Here is a 19,126-nt window from a genome sequence, read left to right as displayed (position 1 = left end):
AGGTGTTGAAAAATATTCAGCACATCCTCGTTGGAACGCTCGAACGCTGCCCCACCTGCCAGCGACCCCCGCCTACCTAACAAAGTACTACTAGGCGCGGTGCTGAGCAGGGCGCGGGAGCAGGAGCCTCAGGTGGTCAGGTCCACGGTGATGCTCGAGCGTTTTCCGGTGTTGTTTCCGGCAGTGGTCAATAGTGCCATTGATCTCGCTGAGGCGATCCGCCTCGTCGCAGAGGTTGTTGGCAATCAAGCCCTGGCCTTTGAACTGTTGAAGGCCCATAAGGCCGGTGGTTTTGGCGGCGATGGCTACGAGGCGCTTGGCTTGTAGTGCTTACTGCTATCAGAACATTTTCGACGCCTGTCTCATTTGCGAACGGGGCCGGCGTCGGCATCGCAATCCAGGGCCCAACACTTCATTTTGTGTTCTCGCGTTGGCCGCATCAGACCGGCGACTCGGCAGAGGCGAAATCCCAGAGTTGTTGGGCAGCATGGGTGCGGTCCTCGGTGTCGAGCCCGTCGACCTGTTGTTCAAGAGGCAGCCACTGTTTCCGGGGCTGCGCTATCGGTCGATCCTGCACAAAAAATCAGCCCGCGCCTAGTGGCAACGGGCTGATCGTAATGTCCCAAAAATGGCACGATCCGTCATGGGGAACCACGCCGTCTCATCTGATCCCTGTGCAGATTCGTCCCGGCGAACCAACGCACAGATTGGTGGCCAGGCTCCACATAAGCAACTGGGCCCAAGGGGATCTAGAATCGCGAGTTCGGGCGGGCGAACTAATCCTCGTCGATGATGCCGTACATGCGCGCAGAAATGTCTGGGTATTCCACCCGCGTTTTCCCGGACTCCAGCTTTGGCAGCTGAGCGGGGGAGTGATGTGCACAGTGCACAAAATCAAAGGTGGGCCACCACTTTTTGGGTCGTTCGTAGTCCTCGGTGCCACAGACCTCGCACACCAGGTGCACCCACACCGGTCGTTTCCCGGTGCGGTTGGAGCGGGATTGCGCCAGCCAGGCCGGCGGGTTCGTGTTTAGTTCACGGAACTCGGCTTCACTCAACTTCGAGGGGATACCGTGTTTCTTGGCCATTTCTAGGGGGATATCTAACGCGATGGCTGCGTCTCTACGTGTCATCATTGCTCTCCAGCCTAATCCACTGGGGTGGGTAGGGTTGTCGGCGAGCTGCGAAAAGGCAAGTCAGCGCTCGATGCTGTGAGCGAGCACATCGAATTCCGGTGAGAATTCAAAAAATTTGGGAACCTATCGACTGTGTTATTGGTCATATGTGGCTCGCATCACTTAGTCTATGTGAAGCATGTGTTTTCAATCATCGTAAACCTGCGCACAGATTAAGGATCACTTAATGACTCGCAAGAAGAATGGGCTGCGACTCGCCGCAGCCGCTGTGGGAATTTCCGCCCTCGCCTTGACCGGTTGCACCTCGTCCACCACCAATGAAGGTGATGCGTCGGGTTCCCCGAGCGGCGACACGTCGGCTTCGCCGATCACTCTCGGCACCACCGACAAGGTCACGTCGCTAGACCCGGCCGGCTCCTATGACAATGGTTCATTCATGGTCATGAACCAGATTTACCCATTCCTGCTCAACTCGGAGCCGGGTAGCCCAGAACCCTCAAATGACCTTGCCGAGTCCGCAGAATTCACCGCGGACAAGGAGTACACCGTCAAACTGAAGCCGGGCCTGAAGTGGGCTAATGGCAATGACCTGGATTCCGCAGACGTCAAGTTCACCTTCGACCGCCAGCTGAAGATTGCAGATCTGAATGGTCCTTCCTCGCTGTTGGGCAACGTTGAGTCGATCACTGCTCCGGACGCCACCACCGTGGTGTTCAAACTCAAGGTCGCAAACGACCAGACCTTCCCTCAGGTTCTGACCTCACCGGTTGGTCCGATTGTGGATGACGAGGTTTTCCCTGCGGACAAGGTGCTCGCGGATGAAGAGATCATTGCGGGTAAGGCCTTTGGCGGCCAGTACTCGATTGATTCCTATAACAAAAACAGCCTGATTTCGCTCTCTGCCAACGAGTCCTACGCAGGTGTGCTCGGCGCACCGGCCAATCAGTCGGCGGCCATCAAGTACTACGCAGATTCGAACAACCTCAAGCTCGATATCCAGCAGGGAAACATCGACGTCGCCTGGCGTTCACTGACCCCAACAGATGTCGAGGACCTGGGCACGGAAGAAAACCTGGTGGTTCACAAGGGCCCGGGTGGCGAGCTGCGCTACATCGTATTCAATTTCGACACGATGCCGTTTGGTGCTAAAACCGCTGATGCAGACGAAGCCAAGGCCCTGGCGGTGCGTCAGGCTGCAGCCAATTTGATTGACCGCGAAACCATTGCCAGCGAGGTGTACAAGGGAACCTACACCCCGGCCTACTCCTACGTTCCACAGGGATTCACCGGCGCCATTGAACCGCTGAAGGACCTCTATGGCACCGATGGCAAACCGGATGCGGCAAAAGCCAAAAAGGTGCTCGAGGATGCCGGAGTGCAGACTCCGGTCAGCCTGCCGTTGCAGTACAACCCGGACCACTATGGGCCAAGCTCAGGCGACGAATATGCACTGGTCAAGAAGCAGCTGGAAGCTGACGGCCTGTTCACCGTTGACTTGAAGTCCACCGAGTGGGTCACCTACCAAAAGCAGCGTGTCACCGACTACCCGGCCTACCAGCTGGGCTGGTTCCCGGATTACTCGGATGCGGATAACTTCTTGTCTCCGTTCTTCGCCAAGAATAACTTCCTGTCCAACAACTATGACAACCCGGAAGTTGACACGCTGATCTCCGAACAGCGTGGCATGTCCGACGCGGCTGAGCGTACCGAGGCCATTGAGAAGCTGCAGACCATGGTTGCCGAGGATCTCTCGACGTTGCCATTGCTGCAAGGTGCACAGGTCGCTGTGGCCGGCAAGGACGTGCAGGGTGTTGACAAAACCCTTGACCCTTCGTTCAAGTTCCGCTTAGGTGTCCTGAGCAAGTAGTTCTCAGCACCTGAGCCTGAGCCCAACCTCAGGGGGTTCGCCGTACGGAATCCATCGGATCCGGTGCGGCGAACCCCTTCGGTTTGCGCCCTGCTGAGGCAGGCGCGCCACGCACACATCTTGCGATTTCCAAAGGATTGACGATGACCATCACGTCACCACCGGGACAAGCTCCCAGCCCGCTGGCGGCACCCAAGCCAGCCAAACAAAAAGGTGGGGGATTCTTCCGGTACCTCATCACACGCTTTTTGCTGATCATTCCCACCGTTTTTATCCTCATCACAGCGGTCTTTTTCTTGATGCGCGTCACCGGCGACCCAATCACGGCGGCACTAGGCGGACGACTGACTCCGGACCAGCTTGCCGAGCGCATCCACGAAGCAGGATACGACCGGCCAATTTTTGTCCAGTACATCGAGTACCTCGGCCAGATTCTCACCGGCGATCTGGGTCGTACACTCACCGACAACACGGCGGTCACCCACATCCTGGCCACCTACGGGGCCGCCACCTTGGAACTTGCCATCAATGCGGTGCTGGTGGCACTCATCGTAGGCATTCCGCTGGGGCTGGTTGCTGCCAAGTTCCGCGACCGCTACCCCGACGCGATCCTGCGTGTGCTGGCTATTTTGGCTTATGCCACGCCCGTCTTCTTCGCCGGTCTGCTGCTCAAACTGATTTTCGGAGTCTGGCTGCATTGGCTGCCCATCGCCGGACGGGCCGACTGGCAGACCGAGTTGCAACTGACAAGCCTGCAGGCACCGTCCGGGATCTACTGGCTCGACGCATTACGCAGCGGCAACATGGAAGCCTTTGTTAACGTCTCGCAGCACGCGATCCTCCCAGCGATTGCGCTGGGTCTGCTGACCGGCGGAGTGTTTTTGCGTTTGGTTCGTACCAACGCCATCGGCACCTTGGGCCGCGAATACGTTGAAGCCGGACGCTCCCGCGGTGTCAGCGAATTCCGTTTGACCACAAAACACGCCTACCGTCCGGCATTGATCCCGATCATCACCGTGATGGGTATGCAGATCGCAATGCTGCTCGGAGGCGCGGTGCTCACCGAAACGACCTTCGAGTGGAAAGGCCTGGGGTTCAAATTAGCTGAATACCTCACGGCCCGCGACTTCGTTGCCGTTCAGGGCATTGTGGTGCTGCTAGCAATTATCGTCGCGTTCACCAACTTCATTGTTGATGTCATTGCCGCACTGATTGACCCGAGAGTCAGGTACTAACGATGAGCACCGCTACTCTTCAGCAATCCAATAAATCCTGGATTCAAAAACTTCCAATCATTTCTCATGTAAAAATGTCCTCTGGCTTGCAGCGCGGAATGCTGATCACCGGACTGTGCCTGACCGGACTATTTTTGATTGCCGCGATTTTCGCCCCACTAATCGCCCCCTACGGGTTCGCGCAATCAGGGGATGCCGGCGGAGATTTCCCCCGGCAAGCGGCCCCGGATGGGCAGTTCATCTGGGGTACCACCTCGGGCGGGTACGACGTGTTTTCCCGAACAATTTTCGGTGCACAAACCGCGATTTTCGTCATCGTCGCAGCCGTCGTGATGTCGTTGTTCCTCGGAGTGCTGCTGGGACTGATCTCCGGTTACCTCGGCGGATGGTTCGACCGTGTCGCGGTGGTGCTGGCAGATGCGATCTACGCTTTCCCTTCCTTGCTATTGGCCATCGTGATGTCCATCGTGATCTCCCAAGGCCAATCTAAGGTTTTTGGCGGGGTGATGGCGGCGGCCATTTCGATCACCGTGGTGTTTATCCCGCAGTACTTCCGAGTAGTTCGCGCCGAGGTCATGCGCCTGAAAGCCGAGCCGTTTGTGGAGTCAGCACAGGTCATCGGGGCCAGCCCGTGGCGGGTAATGTTCACCCACCTCTTGCGCAACTCGACCCGCACCCTGCCGCTGATCTTCACCCTGAACGCCACCGAAGCGTTGTTGACCTTGGCGGGTTTGGGTTTCTTAGGCTTCGGCATTGAACCCACGTCGGCCTCGGAATGGGGTTATGACCTGAACCGCGCAATGTCGGATGCCACCAGCGGCATCTGGTGGACTGGCCTGTTCCCAGGTTTGGCGATTGTGATCACCGTGCTGGGGTTGACTCTGGTGGGGGAGTCCATGAACGACTTAAACGACCCGCGGTTGCGTCGCTTTAGCCGCAAAAAGGCCAAACGGATCACCAAGGAAGGAGTTGGCGCATGAGTCACACAGTCCCAAAGCTCACCGAAAAAAACGACATGGTGCTGCGGATTGAAGGCCTCAACATCGACTTCGTCACCGATGCCGGGGCCGTTCCGGCAGTACGCGGGGTGGACCTGAGCGTCAAAGCCGGAGAGATCCTGGCCATAGTGGGTGAATCTGGTTCCGGGAAGTCGGTGACCGCTCGTACCGCGTTGGGCATCATGGCGGATAACGGCGCCGCCAGCGGGGCGGTGTACCTCAACGGCAAGGATACGCTCAGCCTGAGTGCGTCAGACCTACGGGCCGCCAGAGGTCGAGATGTCGCCATGGTGTTTCAAGAGCCTTCCACCGCACTGAACCCGGTGTTCACGGTGGGTTGGCAGATTATGGAAGGAATCCGCGCCCACACCAAGATCTCCAAAAAGGAAGCCAAGAAGCGCGCCATCCAGGCCATGGCTCAGGTTGGCATCCCGGACCCGGAACAACGTGTGAATTATTATCCGCACCAGTTCTCCGGTGGTCAGAAACAGCGTGTGGTGATCGCCGCGGCGCTGGCCCTCAAACCCGGGCTGATTGTTGCCGACGAGCCAACTACCGCGTTGGACGTGACGGTGCAGGCCGAAATCCTTGCCTTGCTCCGCGACCTGCGGGACGAGTTGGGAACCGCTATCGTGATCATCACCCACAACATGGGTGTTGTTGCTGATATCGCCGATCGGGTGATCGTGATGAACCAGGGACAGATTGTGGAAGAAGCCGCAGCGCTGACCCTGTTTGAATCACCTCAAGAGGAATACACCCGATCACTCCTTGCCGCAGTTCCGCATCTTGGCCGAGAAAGCGCCTCCGCGGCGATGGCTGAGCGTCCGGTCTCCGGGGCAGAAGTACTGGTTGAGGCCAAAGATCTGGTAGTCCACTTCCCGGGCCGAATGGGCGCACCTGGTTTCACGGCGGTGGATGGGGTAGACCTAAAAATCCACGCTGGTGAAGTCTACGGATTGGTCGGGGAATCCGGTTCTGGCAAAACGACCATTGGGCGAACCATTGCCGGGCTGAACAAGATGACCGGCGGTTCGCTGAAGGTACTTGGCTATGAAATGGCGGACTACAAAGAACGTACATTCAAACCGCTGCGCGAGCAGATTGGGTTTGTGTTCCAGGATCCGGCGGCAAGTTTTAATCCTCACCTGACTATCGGTGAATGTGTTGCCGAACCGCTGATGGTTCACCGTGAACTGGGTACCTCCGCAACCCGGAGTAAAGTCGCGCAGCTTCTGGAAGCGGTTCAACTGCCGGCGGGGTTCGCTAATCGTTACCCGCATGAACTGTCCGGTGGCCAGCGCCAACGCGCTTCGTTGGCCCGAGCCCTCGCCTTGGAACCAAGATTACTGATTGCTGACGAGCCGACCAGTGCACTGGATGTTTCGGTGCAAGCCAAGGTGTTGGAGTTGTTCAGGGAGTTGCAAGGCGAGCTGGGTTTTGCGGCGCTCTTTGTGTCCCACGACCTCGCGGTAGTAGATCAGCTAGCGACCTGGGTGGGTGTGCTGTACCGCGGAACTCTGCTCGAGGAGGGGCTCGGATCTCAGGTACTGGCCAACCCGCGCAATGAGTATACCCAGCGTCTGATCGCCTCACTGCCTGTTCCTGATCCCCGCGAGCAGGCCGCGCGCCGCGCTCGGATTCAGGAGTTGAACCGCCAAGGCTGACGCAACGCAACGTTGTTTGCAGTGCCGGTCCGCGCGGCGCAGAACCCGGTGGGTCCTGGGCCGCGCGGACACGTTTATCTGCTGGCTGGAAACGTCACCTTCTGGGTGATGCGCGGGTTGACCACGTAAACTACAGGGTATGAGCGAGCCGAACCTGACCGAAGAGAAAAACACCTTCGACCCGCACGCGAGTTCCCTGCATAACGAAGTCCAGCAGGAGATCCTCGATGAGCTATACGCGATCCGTGGGAGTATCGATAATTTCGACGCCCAGCTGGTTTACCTGCTGGCCGAACGCTTTAAAGCGACACAGCGTGTGGGGCATTTGAAAGCCACCCATCAGCTACCGCCGAGCGACCCCAACCGGGAAAAGGCGCAAATTGAGCGCCTGCGACGCCTTGCTCATGAAGCAAATCTTGATCCGGAATTTGCGGAGAAGTTCTTGAACTTCATTATTTCTGAGGTGATCCGCCACCACCAGCATATTTCGGACAACCATAAAACAACTGGATCCGATGCCTAATACGCAGGATTCACCGGCCGTCGCAGTGCGGCGGCCGGATGTTCACGTCACCACGTTCTGCCAGTTCCCGGGCACCGACCCGTTGGAGATTCATCGGGTGATCCGCGGTGAACTGGGTGAACCAAATCTTGCGGTGTTTCCGCAGTTGCCCGACCGTGGGGTTGGAGCGGATACCCTTGGCCGTAGCGCCACCATGGTCGCCGACCTGGGGTTCGATCTGCAACCGCACGGCTGGCGCATCGGGGTCCCGGATGGCATTGACGCGCGCCGGGCTCGCAGCCTGCTGCGCAGCGATGAGAACTTGTTAGCCGACGTGCTGGGCGCCGAAAAGGAAACATCGTCCCGGCTCAAACTGAGTGTGTTCGGACCTTGGAGCCTGGTTGCCGGACTTCACCTGGCCAACGGAGAGAAGGTTCTCTCCGATCATGGGGCTCGTCGTGATGTCATCGAGGCCTACGCCTACGGGGTGCGGGAGCACCTGAATCGGATCAGCCGGGCCACCGGCATTAGCGAGTTCACGGTGCAGCTTGATGAGCCTGCGCTACCTGCAGTGCTGGACGGTTTGGTTCCTACCGCCAGCGGGTATCGCACGTTGCGCTCCATTGCCCGCAACGAGGTGCGGAGCAGTTATGCGGATTTTTTGGCGATTCTTTCCGACGGTGAGAAACCTTCGCCGCTGCGCGTTGCCGTCAATCTGCCCACCGCTGATGATTCCTGGATTGAGCGTGTGGACCTACTTCATCATGCGGGGGTGGACGCGTGGCTGATTGATCCGGCCTTTTTGGGTCATCGGCAGTGGGAACGTATCGCGGGACTGGTTGAAACCGGCTCCCAGATTTTCCTCCAAGTGCTTCAGCCCGGTGGACGTGCACCCGGGGTGGTGCAGGGAGTCAAAACGATTCTGCGTCCCTGGCAACAGCTTGGCCTGCCGCTGAGCAGTTTGTCCGCGCTGACGTTGATGCCTGCAGGAAACTTTGCCTCCAGCAGCGCAATTGAGGTCACCACGTGTTTGGGGCACCTGATTGGGTATGCCCAAGCCCTTGAGCAGACTCGTGTGGACGCCTAGCTGGGCGTCTGCCCTAAATGGACGACTTTACGCCAGTCAACCGGCTAAATTGTGGTCTAGTCATGTATCTTAGAAATAATAGCTGTAGCTCGGATACCCGCGTGTGATCAGTCGGCTCAGATGGTCTGCGGCCCTTGGGGTCCACGGGCGCCAGCAGCTGTCCTAGCTTTTCAGGGGGAAATTGGATGAAGGCACGAATTCTGGTTGTTGACGACGACGAGGCACTGTCGGAAATGATCGGTATCGTCCTGCAGAACGACGGCTTCGAAGCATCTTTCTGCTACGACGGTTCCGGTGCGCTCGAAGCCTTCCGCGAGTCCAATCCTGACCTTGTTCTGCTGGATTTGATGCTTCCGGGCATCGACGGCATCGAGGTCTGCAAACAGATCCGCGCCGAATCCGACGTTCCGGTGGTCATGCTCACCGCTAAGTCCGATACCGCAGATGTGGTTCGCGGCCTGGAATCCGGTGCTGATGACTACGTGCCGAAACCATTTAAGCCAGCCGAGTTGGTTGCTCGCGTACGGGCTCGCTTGCGCCCCAACGAAACTCATGCCGCCGAAACCCTGCAGGTTGGCGAAGTTGCAATTGACGTTGCAGGCCACCGGGTAACCCGCAACGGTGCGGTCGTTTCGCTGACTCCGCTTGAGTTTGACTTGTTGGTAACCATGGCCCGTAAACCTTGGCAGGTTTTCAGCCGCGAGCAGTTGCTTGAAGCAGTCTGGGGATACCGTCACGCAGCCGACACCCGTCTGGTTAACGTGCATGTGCAGCGGCTGCGCTCGAAGATCGAGATCGACCCGGAGAAACCGCAGATCATCCAGACCGTACGCGGTGTCGGATACAAGGCTGGAACGGCAAGTTGAACACGCACGCGCCAGCCGGAAAAGAACTTGTCCCGGTTGAGGTGCGTGCCCACGAGATTCCGCAGGTTCCACGCTTTTACCGGCTGAAACACTGGATTCGTCGTCCCATCGGCGCCTTGCGCAACCGCTGGCAACGCCATCTGATGTACCGCACCGTGATCTCAACGTTGCTGTTCACCTCGTTGGCCTTGTTGGCCGCCGGCGCGTTCCTCTCGAATCAGATTGCCTCAACACTTTTTCAGGAGCGGTTTAACCAGATTGAAAAGGAATCCGAGCGTGGCCTGACGCAGGCTCGTTCGATTCTTGAATCCGCGGCGACAACCGACCGCGCCTCCACTCAGGCGCTCGTGAATTCGACTCTGGCCACGTTGGAAGGCGACGGCGCGACCGTCATCCGCGATTTTGTGTTGATGCCAATCGCCGGGGATGAAAGCCTGTATGTGGGCCCCATGGCTTCAGGCTCGCTGACAACCCGTGTGGTACCGGACGATCTTGCCGAAAGTGTGGCGGGGGAGCAAGGGATCTTCTGGCGGTCCGTGGAACTTGGTGTTGAAGGCGAGCAGTATCCCGGGTTGGTGATTGGTACCAAGGTCCTGATCCCGCCAGGCCGTGAATACGGCTTGTATTTGGTGTATGACCTGTCCAGTGTGCAAGACACCCTGGCCTTTATTAATCGCGCGATGACCTTCACCGGCCTGGTGCTGCTGGCCGTGGTGGGATTTGTCGCGTGGTCGGTAGCCCGCACCGTGGTCCGCCCCGTCGCGGATGCCGCCTATGTTTCCGAGCGTATTGCCGCCGGGGACCTGGACCGGCGCATGAAGGTTTCCGGACGTGATGAAGTGGCCCGCCTGGGTACTGCTTTTAATCACATGGCCGCGTCATTGCAGGAACAAATTACGGCGCTAAACAACCTTTCCGCCATGCAGCAGAGATTCGTCTCCGACGTGTCGCATGAATTGCGTACGCCGTTGACCACCGTGCGTATGGCGGCAGAGCTGATTCACGATGCCAGGGAAAACTTTGATCCGTTGACTGCTCGTTCCGCGGAACTGATGTACAACCAAATTGAACGATTCCAAAACCTGCTCAATGACCTCTTGGAAGTCTCACGCTTCGATGCCGGCGTGGCGGTGCTTGACCGCGAGTCCACCGATCTGAATGTGATTGTTGGCAAGGTTATCGTTACCGCCACCCCGGTTGCCGATGAATATGGGTCGATCATCCGGTTGACCGCCCCCGCAGAGCCCTGTGTGGCTGAGGTCGACCCGCGGCGTCTGGAACGCGTGATCCGGAACTTGGTGCTCAACGCGGTGGAACATGGCGAAGCCCAGCCGATCGACGTGACCATCGGTGCGGATGAGTCGGCCGTGGCGGTTACCGTTCGGGACTACGGCATTGGAATGTCCGAGGAGTCTTGCAAACACGTTTTCGACCGTTTCTGGCGCGCGGATCCGGCCCGTGCACGTACCACCGGCGGGTCCGGCCTTGGCTTGTCGATTGCGATGGAAGATATCCGGTTGCATGAGGGGCGTTTGGAAGCATGGGGTGAACTGGGTGTTGGCTCCGTTTTCAGAATTACGTTGCCACGAACGGCCGAAGACACCATCGACTCGTCGCCGTTGCCGCTGGAACCACCTGTTGGCCAGGCCTTAGCCGAGCCCTTGGGTGATAGTTTCCCGCTGACGGGTGAAGTTCCCAAAATTGGTTTCACACCGCTGATTTTGGCCGAAGACGATGAACTCGACGACGATGACATCACCGACCCCAGTGCACCCAGTGCAGTTACACCGGCGGAAGAGAAATAATGCGGCGTACGTTGTTTTCCCTGCTGGCAGTGCTCTTGACGGTGCTGCTGACCGCCACCAGCTGTGCGTCAATTCCGAGGTCTTCGCCGGTCAAACAGATTCAGGTGGATTCGCAGGATGCCGGGGCGCAACCCTACAACTACGCTGCAGAGGGTCCAACTGTCGGTGCCGATGCCAGGGCTATCGTTGACGGGTTTGTTGCCGCCGGCCGATCGGTTGTTGAGGACTACGCCGTGGCCCGGGAGTTCCTCACCCCCGAGTTGAGCCAGCAATGGCGTGGCGACACCAACACGCTGATCTACGAAGCGGTCAACGTGGTTAATGGTGCGGACACCAACCAGTACACCATCCAATTGGAAATCGTTGGCGAGGTTGACGAACAGGGAGTTCGCACGGTTTATCCAGATCATTCAACTCGGGCAGTTGACGTCGTGGTGTCCAAGGTGGATGACCAGTGGCGGATCTCGGATGCACCCAATGGGGTGATGCTTGAGTCCTCCACTTTCAATAAGATCTTTTCCGCGCAGACTCTGTATTTCTACGATGCCGCCTATCGTTACCTGGTGCCGGACATTCGGTGGTTCGCGACCGGTAGCGGTACCGCCACGTCCATGGTTGAGGCCCTCTTGGCAGGCCCAGCACCGTACCTGGCCAATGCGGTAGTCTCGGCCTTCAGCTCCGCCGGTTCATTGGTGCGCTCAGCGGTGCCGGTGCGTGACGGAACCGCGACCATCGATCTGAGCAAGGCTACGTTCCAAGACGCGACGGATCAAACCTTGTTGCTCATGGACCAGCAGCTGGATGCGACTTTAACCACCTTGAACAGCGTCAACAACGTGAGGATGCTGCAAGAGGAAACCGAGGTTACGCTGGTCGATCAGAGTACTACCATCGAGCCAGCTCAGATTAACCCCAGCACCCCGGACACATTGATAGGTATTGCGGATGAGTCGCTGGTTTATGTCAAAGGCCGCTCGATCATTCCAGTGGGTGGGCTGCCGGATATTTCCTCCTACAATCCACGCGAACCTGCTATGTCACCGATTGGAAACCGCTATGCATTCCTGAACGGTTCGGGCAGCCAGTTGTGGACGATCGGTGAAGACGGTTCGCTGCGCCAGGGCCTGGAAGGCCAATCGCTGATCCAGCCCTCCATGGATCTAGCGGGTTGGACATGGACCGCTGATAACCAAGACCAGAACCCGTTGCGTGCCGTTCCCGATGACATTGGTGAGCAGGGCGAAGCCCGCACCATTAACGTGCCATGGCTGGAAGGCTCAACCGTCAGTTCCTTGCGCATCTCCCGGGATGGAGCCCGGGCCCTGATTGTTGCCACGAAAGAATCGGTGACCACCGTGTTCGTTGCCGGAGTCATCCGTGACTCCGACGGAGTTCCGCGCGGTCTGAGCAAGTCGCCCATGAAGATCTATCCGGACGTTCCGGTTAACACCGCGGTGTGGGAATCGGACCGATCCATCATTGTGGCCGAGTTAAGCACCACCGAGCAGGTCTTAGCCGAGCAGATTACCTTCCAAGGTGGCAACAAGCATTTGCAGGTGTTGCTCGGAATGGTAGGGATCACCGCAGGTGTTGGTGGGCAGCGTGAAGTTTACGCGGAGTCGGCGGATCAATTGTTTACCCTCGTTGGCAATTCGTGGCACGTACTTGATGATTTCGCGAAGGACATTTCTTACCCCGGATAATCAGTGCGAGTTCGCTCAAGAATCCACACCCCGGGTCCATGGATCATCTTTTTACCGCCCATGCAGCGACGATGGCGTATGGACTCCTATCGACAAAAATTCCTGAGAGATCTAGACCATCTCTACACCCAGCGTGCTCCGCAGTGGGTGCGGTTTGCACTCACGGAAACCGCGAATCTGCTGCTTCCGGCAAGCTGTGCTGTGTGCACACGTGCGGATCACAGGTTGTGCCCCAACTGCCGGACTGCGTTGCGCCAACAACTCAGCCTGCCCCCGCTGCCGGGGAACCAGTGCCTGTATTTGGAGCTGCCAGCCCTGGCCGCGCAGATCCCTGTCGTGGCTTGTGGGATCTATGGCAAGGAACTTGCGCGAGCGATCCTGGCTTATAAGGACCATCAAAGATATTTCCTCGGGGATCTTTTTGCTCCCTACCTTGCGGCGGGGCTGAACTCGGCACTCATCCCGCAAGCAAAGGGCCGCCGCACCCTGGTTGTTCCCATGCCCACGTCGCTCAAGTCCATTGGTAGGAGGGGATATCGGCCAGTGGAGGTGATGTTGCGCTCCGCTTCACGATTCGGGTTACTCGATACCGGCTTACAAATCACCCCGCTGTTGCACTATCGGCTCGGACAAGTCTTCAGCGGTGCGCAAAAGAGTAAATCCGGTTCTGACCGGCGGGGCCGGGCAACGCATCTGATCGCTGAAAAGTGCGATGTTCGCCAACAGCCGATCCTGCTAGTTGACGACGTGATGACGACCGGAGCAACTCTCCAAGAAGCCTCGATCACCTGTAATAACGCGGGATATGAGGTGCTCGGAGCGGTTGTTCTTGCACTGACGAAACCGCCAGGAGATGAGCGAATTCAGTAATTATGCTCAGCGCGATCGGAAATGTAGGGGTTCGGTACTTGAATCTGAGCCGTCGTGGCCTAAGGTGAAGTATGGGTTGCATCACACAGATGCAGCGAAGCCCATCTTCAGTTCGAAGAGAAGGAACTTCTGAACTGTTGTGTCACCCGACTCTAATTTTGGAGGACACCATGGAGCTGAACTACAGCGGACGCAACATCACCGTCTCGGACCGTTTCCGGGAGTATGTTGATGAGAAAATCACCAAGGTCGACCAGCTGGCAACGAAAGTCCAGCGCATTGACGTCAAGGTCGTCAAGGAAACTCACGCCCGTAACCAGAGCACCGCACTCTCCGTGGAACTGACGGTTGTTGGCCGGGGGCCAGCCATCCGTGCAGAGGCTCGTGGAGCCGACAAATTTGCAGCCTTCGACGTCGCCTTCGCAAAGTTGCTCGAACGCCTGCGCAAGGCCCGCGACAAGAAGAAGGTTCATCGCGGCAACCACGCTCCTGTTGCGGTTCATCAGGCCACCAGTGCGTTGCCGGTTGTTCCGACCGACAAGTCCCTCGTTGAGGAGACCCTCGCGGCTCAGGCTGCTGCTGAAGCCGCAGAAACCGAGTCAAACATTGAGTATTCACCGGTTGTGATCCGCCGCAAGTCCTTCCCGGCAGAAGTCATGAGCGTCGATGATGCCGTGGATCGTATGGAATTGGTAGGACACCCGTTTTATCTCTTCATCGACGAATCGACTGGTGAGCACTCGGTGGTCTACGGACGTACGCAATACCAGTATGGTGTGATTACCCTAGATGCTTCGCTTGACGCCGAAACCGAGTCAACCACTGAGACTCGCGGCTACCGCGACAAGGCAATGGCTTCCGAGGGATAGTCATTTCAGATTTACAGAACAAGGGCGGCCAACGCACCCTGAGCCAGTCACAGGCTCGGCGGGTTGCGTTGGCCGCCCAAGGCTTGTCCCGCCCAAGGCCCGATAAACCGGTGACCGCACGACGTATCAACGCAGCCTTGGATAGCATCGCCCAGTTGCAAATAGATTCAATCAATGTTGTGCGCAGGGCCCACTACATGCCACTTTTCGCCAGGCTCGGATCATACGACACACAGAACCTTGACGCCCTGGTCGCCAGCCGACATGGGGCAATGACAGAGTATTGGGCGCACGAGGCCAGCTACGTTCGAAGTGAACTGGTCTGTGACCTCATTGCCTGGCAACGCCGGCGGTGGATTGACCGTTCAGATCTCTTTACCGGTGAACATCATGAGTTGACCGACAAGGTCCTTTCGTATCTTTCAGTCCATCCGGGGACAACGGCTCGTGAGCTTAGTGCGGTATTGGGTGTTCAAGCGGTCGGTGAGAAGGAACATTGGGGTTGGAATTGGAACGACACCAAATACGTTACCGAAGCACTTTTCGCCCAAGGCCGAATCTTGGCCCTAGGGCGCAGCAGGCAGTTCGAGCGTCGTTTCGCGCTGGCCGAAGACGTTCTTGATCTTAACGCCGATAGTGTCCCTGCAGACAAGCAGCAAGCCTTGCGACGCCTCGTCCTGCGCTCGCTTCGGGCGCAGGGAGTGGGGACAAGCCACTGTATTGCAGAATATTTTCGATTGCCGGTTAAAGAGGTCCAATCGATTCTGCCGAGGATTATCGAGGAACAGTTGGTTGTTCCCGTAGTAGTTAGCGGCCTGGACGAACCATGTTTTCAGCTTCCCGAGACTACGATTCCCCGAAGGGTCCAACCGGATCTGCGACTACTCTCGCCTTTTGACTCCATGGTCTTTAATCGGCGGAGACTCGAGCGGTTTTTTGACTTCGAGTATCGAGTCGAAATTTATGTTCCGCAGAACAAACGCCGTTACGGATATTACGTTTTTCCGATGCTCTATGGTGAAAACTTTGTGGGTCGCGTTGATCTGAAAGCTGACCGGAAAAATTCCGTGCTGCAAGCTAGGGCAGTCCATTGGGAACCGGGAGTTTCACCGGAGATTTCGAGGGAATTGGACCTCGAGCTGCAACGAATGGCTCGGTGGCTTGAGCTGGATCGAGTTGATCGTTAACTGTGAAAGAGCTGATGGGAACATCGCCGTTCACCACAAGAACACCGTTGAGAACGTCGAAATAGCGTCTGACGACGTTTTCCTCACGTAGACTAATTACGCCAGATTTACTGTGCTTGAGATATTGGGAGCTACCACGTGGCATCATTGCTAGAACGTATTTTGCGTACCGGCGACAAGAAGACCCTCAAGGTTCTTCGAAAGTACGCTGACACGATCAATACGTTGGAAGACGAGATTCGCGAACTTTCGGACGAAGAGCTCCAGGGAGAAACCGAAAAGTTCCGGGCCCGCCTGGCAGATGGTGAGTCGCTGGATTCCCTGCTTCCCGAGGCTTTCGCTGTGGTGCGTGAAGCCGCAGACCGCGTCTTGGGCATGCGCCACTTCGACGTCCAGCTTATGGGTGGTGCCGCGCTGCACCTAGGCAACATTGCCGAAATGCGAACCGGTGAAGGTAAAACCTTGGTGGCCACCGCTCCTGCGTACCTCAATGCCCTGACTGGCAAAGGTGTGCATGTGGTGACAACAAACGACTTCTTGGCTCAGTACCAGTCGGATCTGATGGGTCGCGTCTTCCGCTTCCTCGGTCTGAGCTGCGGCTGCATTCTTGCCAACATGGACCCGGCAGCACGTCGAAAGCAGTACGCCGCGGATATCACCTATGGAACCAACAACGAGTTCGGATTCGACTATCTGCGAGACAACATGGCGTGGAGCAAGGATGAGCTGGTTCAGCGCGGCCATCATTTTGTGATCGTCGATGAGGTTGACTCGATCCTGATCGATGAAGCTCGTACCCCGCTGATCATTTCGGGGCAGGCCTCGGGAGATGTCAATCGTTGGTATGTTGAATTCTCCAAGATTGTTGCCCGGTTAACCCGGGATGATGACTACGAGGTTGATGAGAAAAAGCGCACCATCGGTGTGCTTGAGAGCGGCATTGAAAAGGTCGAGGACTACCTGGGGATTGACAACCTCTACGAGGCGAACAATACCCCGCTGATCGGCTTCCTGAACAACGCTATCAAGGCCAAGGAACTGTTCAAGAAAGACAAAGACTACGTGGTGGTCAACGGTGAAGTAATGATCGTTGACGAGCACACCGGACGCGCGTTGCAGGGCCGCCGTTATTCCGAAGGCATGCACCAGGCCATAGAAGCCAAGGAAAGTGTCGAGATCAAGGCGGAGAACCAGACCTTGGCCACGGTCACTTTGCAGAATTACTTCCGTATGTACGAGAAGATTTCGGGCATGACCGGTACCGCACAGACCGAAGCGGCCGAATTCTACGGTACCTACAAACTTGGTGTTGTTGAGATCCCGACCAACAAGCCAGCGGTTCGCCAGGATCAGGCGGACCTGATCTATAAGAATGAGATTTCCAAGTTCAACGCGGTCGTTGAAGATATCGAAGAGCGCCATAAAACTGGCCAGCCGATTCTGGTGGGTACCACCAGCGTCGAAAAGAGCGAGTACCTCTCCCGACTGCTGGCAAAAAAGGGCATCCGCCATGAGGTGCTCAATGCAAAACAGCATGCACGTGAAGCCGCCGTGGTCGCAATGGCTGGCCGCAAATCCGGTGTGACTGTTTCAACCAACATGGCAGGCCGCGGTACCGACATCATGCTCGGTGGCAACGCTGAGTTCATTGCCGTGGCAGAGATGGAACGCCGTGGGCTGGATCCAGAAAACCACGCTGAAGAGTACAACAAGCAATGGGATCTGGCATTCGAAGCAGCCAAAAAAACCGTTGCGAAGGAAGCTGAAGAAGTTACCGCTTTGGGCGGCCTTTACGTACTGGGTACCGAACGCCACGAATCGCGTCGCATCGATAACCAGCTACGCGGTCGCGCCGGCCGTCAGGGCGACCCAGGTGAATCGCGCTTCTACCTGTCGATGACCGACGATCTGATGCGTCGTTTCAACTCCGGTATGGCCGAGCGCATCATGAACAATCCCTCGATGCCTGATGACGTGGCATTGGAATCCAAGATTGTTTCCCGTGCGATCGAGTCGGCACAGGCCCAGGTGGAAGGCGTCAATGCGGAGCAGCGTAAAAACGTTCTGAAGTATGACGATGTCATGAACCGTCAGCGTGAGGCCATCTACACGGACCGACGTGCAATTCTGGAAGGTGATGACCTTGAAGAAAAGGTCGGTCATTTCCTGGAAGATGTCGTCAAAGCAATGGTTCAGGAAGCTACCCAGGTTGGCAACGCAGATGACTGGGAATTGAAACAACTTTGGACCAACCTCAAGCAGTTGTATCCTATCGGCATTTCCTTGTCGGAAGTGGTTGAAGAAGCCGGCGGCATGGGGCATCTAACCGCGCAGTTCCTGGAACGCGAAATCCTCTCCGACGCGAAGTACCAGTATGAATTGCGTGAAAACCGTGTTGGAGCCGGAGTCATGCGTGATCTTGAACGACGTGTGGTTCTGTCAACAATTGGCCGCAAATGGCAGGAACACCTCTACGAGATGGATTACCTCAAAGAGGGCATCGGTCTGCGTGCCATGGCACAGCGTGACCCTTTGGTTGAATACCAGCGTGAGGGATACACCATGTTCCTGACGATGATGGAGTCCATCCGCGAGGAAAGCATCGGCGCCCTGTTCAACTTGGAGATCCCTAGCGGTTCGGAAGCGGCTGCGAGCGCTCCGGCGGCTCCAGCCAGCCAGCAAACAAATCTTCAGTTCACCGGCCCCGATGAAGAGGGCCACGCCAATACAACTCGTGCTCAGGCCGTGGCAACAGATGCCAAGATCGAAAAGAAAGCGAACAAGGCTAAAAACAAGGCCAAGAACAAGCGCTAAAGCATTTCAACGCTTGTCACCTGCCACCGTCCGTGCCATGGCTCTATATACAGAGCCACGGCACGGACGCGGTATTTAAACCCCAAAATGACAGTGCACTCCCAACCGCCACTGAGCGTGCTTCGAAGTTTCATAGACTGAACCTGTCCGTGACTGGTGCCGGGCGCCGGCGCCTGCTTATAGCCGTCGGTTTCAAGGAGTGCCTGGTTCTGAAGCTTGCGAATGCAATCGGGATTCATCACAAAACTGAGCTGAGCTACGGTGCGGTAGCCGGCAATGATTTCGAAAACCGCTCGGGCAACAGCATGGGAGAGCCGGACCACGTTGATCCGTTCGGCATGATGGCTGGGGCTGCGGTGAAAGATGTGATCCATCGGAATTGCGATGCTGGCTGGAGTTCGTATCTCCACGGCGCACTGCTGCAGCTGGCAACGGCCACGCGAGACCTTGTGTTGGACAAGAACTTCTCGACGCGCCTCAATTTCCCTAACGGTGTCGGATACTTCCCGATATCCGGTGT

General features: G+C 57.2%; 16 protein-coding genes. 14 read left to right on the top strand and 2 right to left on the bottom strand.

Translation table 11 applies throughout. From position 1 onward, the window contains the following. The first annotated feature begins 150 nt into the window (after positions 1–150). Positions 151–327, top strand: coding sequence for a hypothetical protein (locus ACIOWL_RS19480; RefSeq protein WP_400389082.1), 177 nt, complete (start codon positions 151–153; stop codon positions 325–327). 449 nt (positions 328–776) lie between these two features. Here the strand turns inward: ACIOWL_RS19480 and ACIOWL_RS19475 are convergent, their stop codons facing one another. Next, positions 777–1,136, bottom strand: coding sequence for a hypothetical protein (locus ACIOWL_RS19475; protein WP_400389079.1), 360 nt, complete (start codon positions 1,134–1,136; stop codon positions 777–779). Positions 1,137–1,362: 226 nt separating this feature from the next. Between ACIOWL_RS19475 and ACIOWL_RS19470 the strand changes: the two genes are divergently transcribed. The 13 genes from ACIOWL_RS19470 (at position 1,363) to secA (ending at position 18,606) form a co-directional block, all read left to right on the top strand. Further along, positions 1,363–3,003: an ABC transporter substrate-binding protein gene (locus ACIOWL_RS19470; protein ID WP_400389076.1), complete on the top strand. Its 1,641-nt coding sequence runs from the start codon at positions 1,363–1,365 to the stop codon at positions 3,001–3,003. Between the two features lie 137 nt (positions 3,004–3,140). Next, positions 3,141–4,238, top strand: coding sequence for an ABC transporter permease (locus tag ACIOWL_RS19465; RefSeq protein ID WP_400389073.1), 1,098 nt, complete (start codon positions 3,141–3,143; stop codon positions 4,236–4,238). Positions 4,239–4,240: 2 nt separating this feature from the next. After that, complete coding sequence (locus ACIOWL_RS19460) at positions 4,241–5,218, top strand: ABC transporter permease (RefSeq protein WP_400389069.1); 978 nt, start codon at positions 4,241–4,243, stop codon at positions 5,216–5,218. Continuing rightward, a complete protein-coding gene (locus ACIOWL_RS19455) occupies positions 5,215–6,903 on the top strand; it encodes a dipeptide ABC transporter ATP-binding protein (protein ID WP_400389066.1) in 1,689 nt (562 codons plus the stop codon). The genes ACIOWL_RS19460 and ACIOWL_RS19455 overlap by 4 nt, the downstream gene beginning before the upstream one ends. 139 nt (positions 6,904–7,042) lie before the next feature. Beyond that, complete coding sequence (locus tag ACIOWL_RS19450) at positions 7,043–7,426, top strand: chorismate mutase (protein ID WP_400389063.1); 384 nt, start codon at positions 7,043–7,045, stop codon at positions 7,424–7,426. Beyond that, a complete protein-coding gene (locus ACIOWL_RS19445; protein ID WP_400389060.1) occupies positions 7,419–8,492 on the top strand; it encodes a hypothetical protein in 1,074 nt (357 codons plus the stop codon). The genes ACIOWL_RS19450 and ACIOWL_RS19445 overlap by 8 nt, the downstream gene beginning before the upstream one ends. 185 nt (positions 8,493–8,677) lie before the next feature. Continuing rightward, positions 8,678–9,358 carry an MtrAB system response regulator MtrA gene (mtrA, locus tag ACIOWL_RS19440; protein WP_400389057.1) on the top strand — a complete coding sequence of 227 codons (681 nt, stop codon included), beginning with the start codon at positions 8,678–8,680 and terminating at the stop codon, positions 9,356–9,358. Next, positions 9,355–11,163 carry an MtrAB system histidine kinase MtrB gene (gene mtrB / locus ACIOWL_RS19435; protein WP_400389054.1) on the top strand — a complete coding sequence of 603 codons (1,809 nt, stop codon included), beginning with the start codon at positions 9,355–9,357 and terminating at the stop codon, positions 11,161–11,163. Before mtrA ends, mtrB begins: the two co-directional genes overlap by 4 nt. After that, positions 11,163–12,866 carry an LpqB family beta-propeller domain-containing protein gene (locus ACIOWL_RS19430; protein ID WP_400389052.1) on the top strand — a complete coding sequence of 568 codons (1,704 nt, stop codon included), beginning with the start codon at positions 11,163–11,165 and terminating at the stop codon, positions 12,864–12,866. The genes mtrB and ACIOWL_RS19430 overlap by 1 nt, the downstream gene beginning before the upstream one ends. Before the next feature lie 300 nt (positions 12,867–13,166). Next, a complete protein-coding gene (locus ACIOWL_RS19425; RefSeq protein WP_400389049.1) occupies positions 13,167–13,736 on the top strand; it encodes a ComF family protein in 570 nt (189 codons plus the stop codon). 170 nt (positions 13,737–13,906) lie between these two features. Next, complete coding sequence (hpf, locus tag ACIOWL_RS19420) at positions 13,907–14,605, top strand: ribosome hibernation-promoting factor, HPF/YfiA family (RefSeq protein ID WP_400389046.1); 699 nt, start codon at positions 13,907–13,909, stop codon at positions 14,603–14,605. 137 nt (positions 14,606–14,742) lie between these two features. Further along, positions 14,743–15,792: a winged helix-turn-helix domain-containing protein gene (locus ACIOWL_RS19415; protein ID WP_400389043.1), complete on the top strand. Its 1,050-nt coding sequence runs from the start codon at positions 14,743–14,745 to the stop codon at positions 15,790–15,792. A 138-nt stretch (positions 15,793–15,930) separates the two neighbouring features. Beyond that, positions 15,931–18,606 (top strand): preprotein translocase subunit SecA, encoded by a 2,676-nt coding sequence (gene secA / locus ACIOWL_RS19410; RefSeq protein ID WP_400389041.1) that lies wholly within the window; start codon positions 15,931–15,933, stop codon positions 18,604–18,606. On the opposite strand, the gene ACIOWL_RS19405 is transcribed toward secA, so the two are convergent. Then, positions 18,603–18,980, bottom strand: a complete 378-nt coding sequence (locus tag ACIOWL_RS19405; protein WP_400389088.1) for an Rv3235 family protein — start codon at positions 18,978–18,980, stop codon at positions 18,603–18,605. The two genes, secA and ACIOWL_RS19405, sit on opposite strands and share 4 nt — an antisense overlap. Between the last annotated feature and the right edge of the window lie 146 nt (positions 18,981–19,126).

This window comes from Glutamicibacter sp. NPDC087344 (assembly GCF_044744225.1).
Taxonomy (GTDB): Bacteria; Actinomycetota; Actinomycetes; order Actinomycetales; family Micrococcaceae; genus Glutamicibacter.
This window is presented reverse-complemented; position numbering and strand designations above follow the sequence as displayed.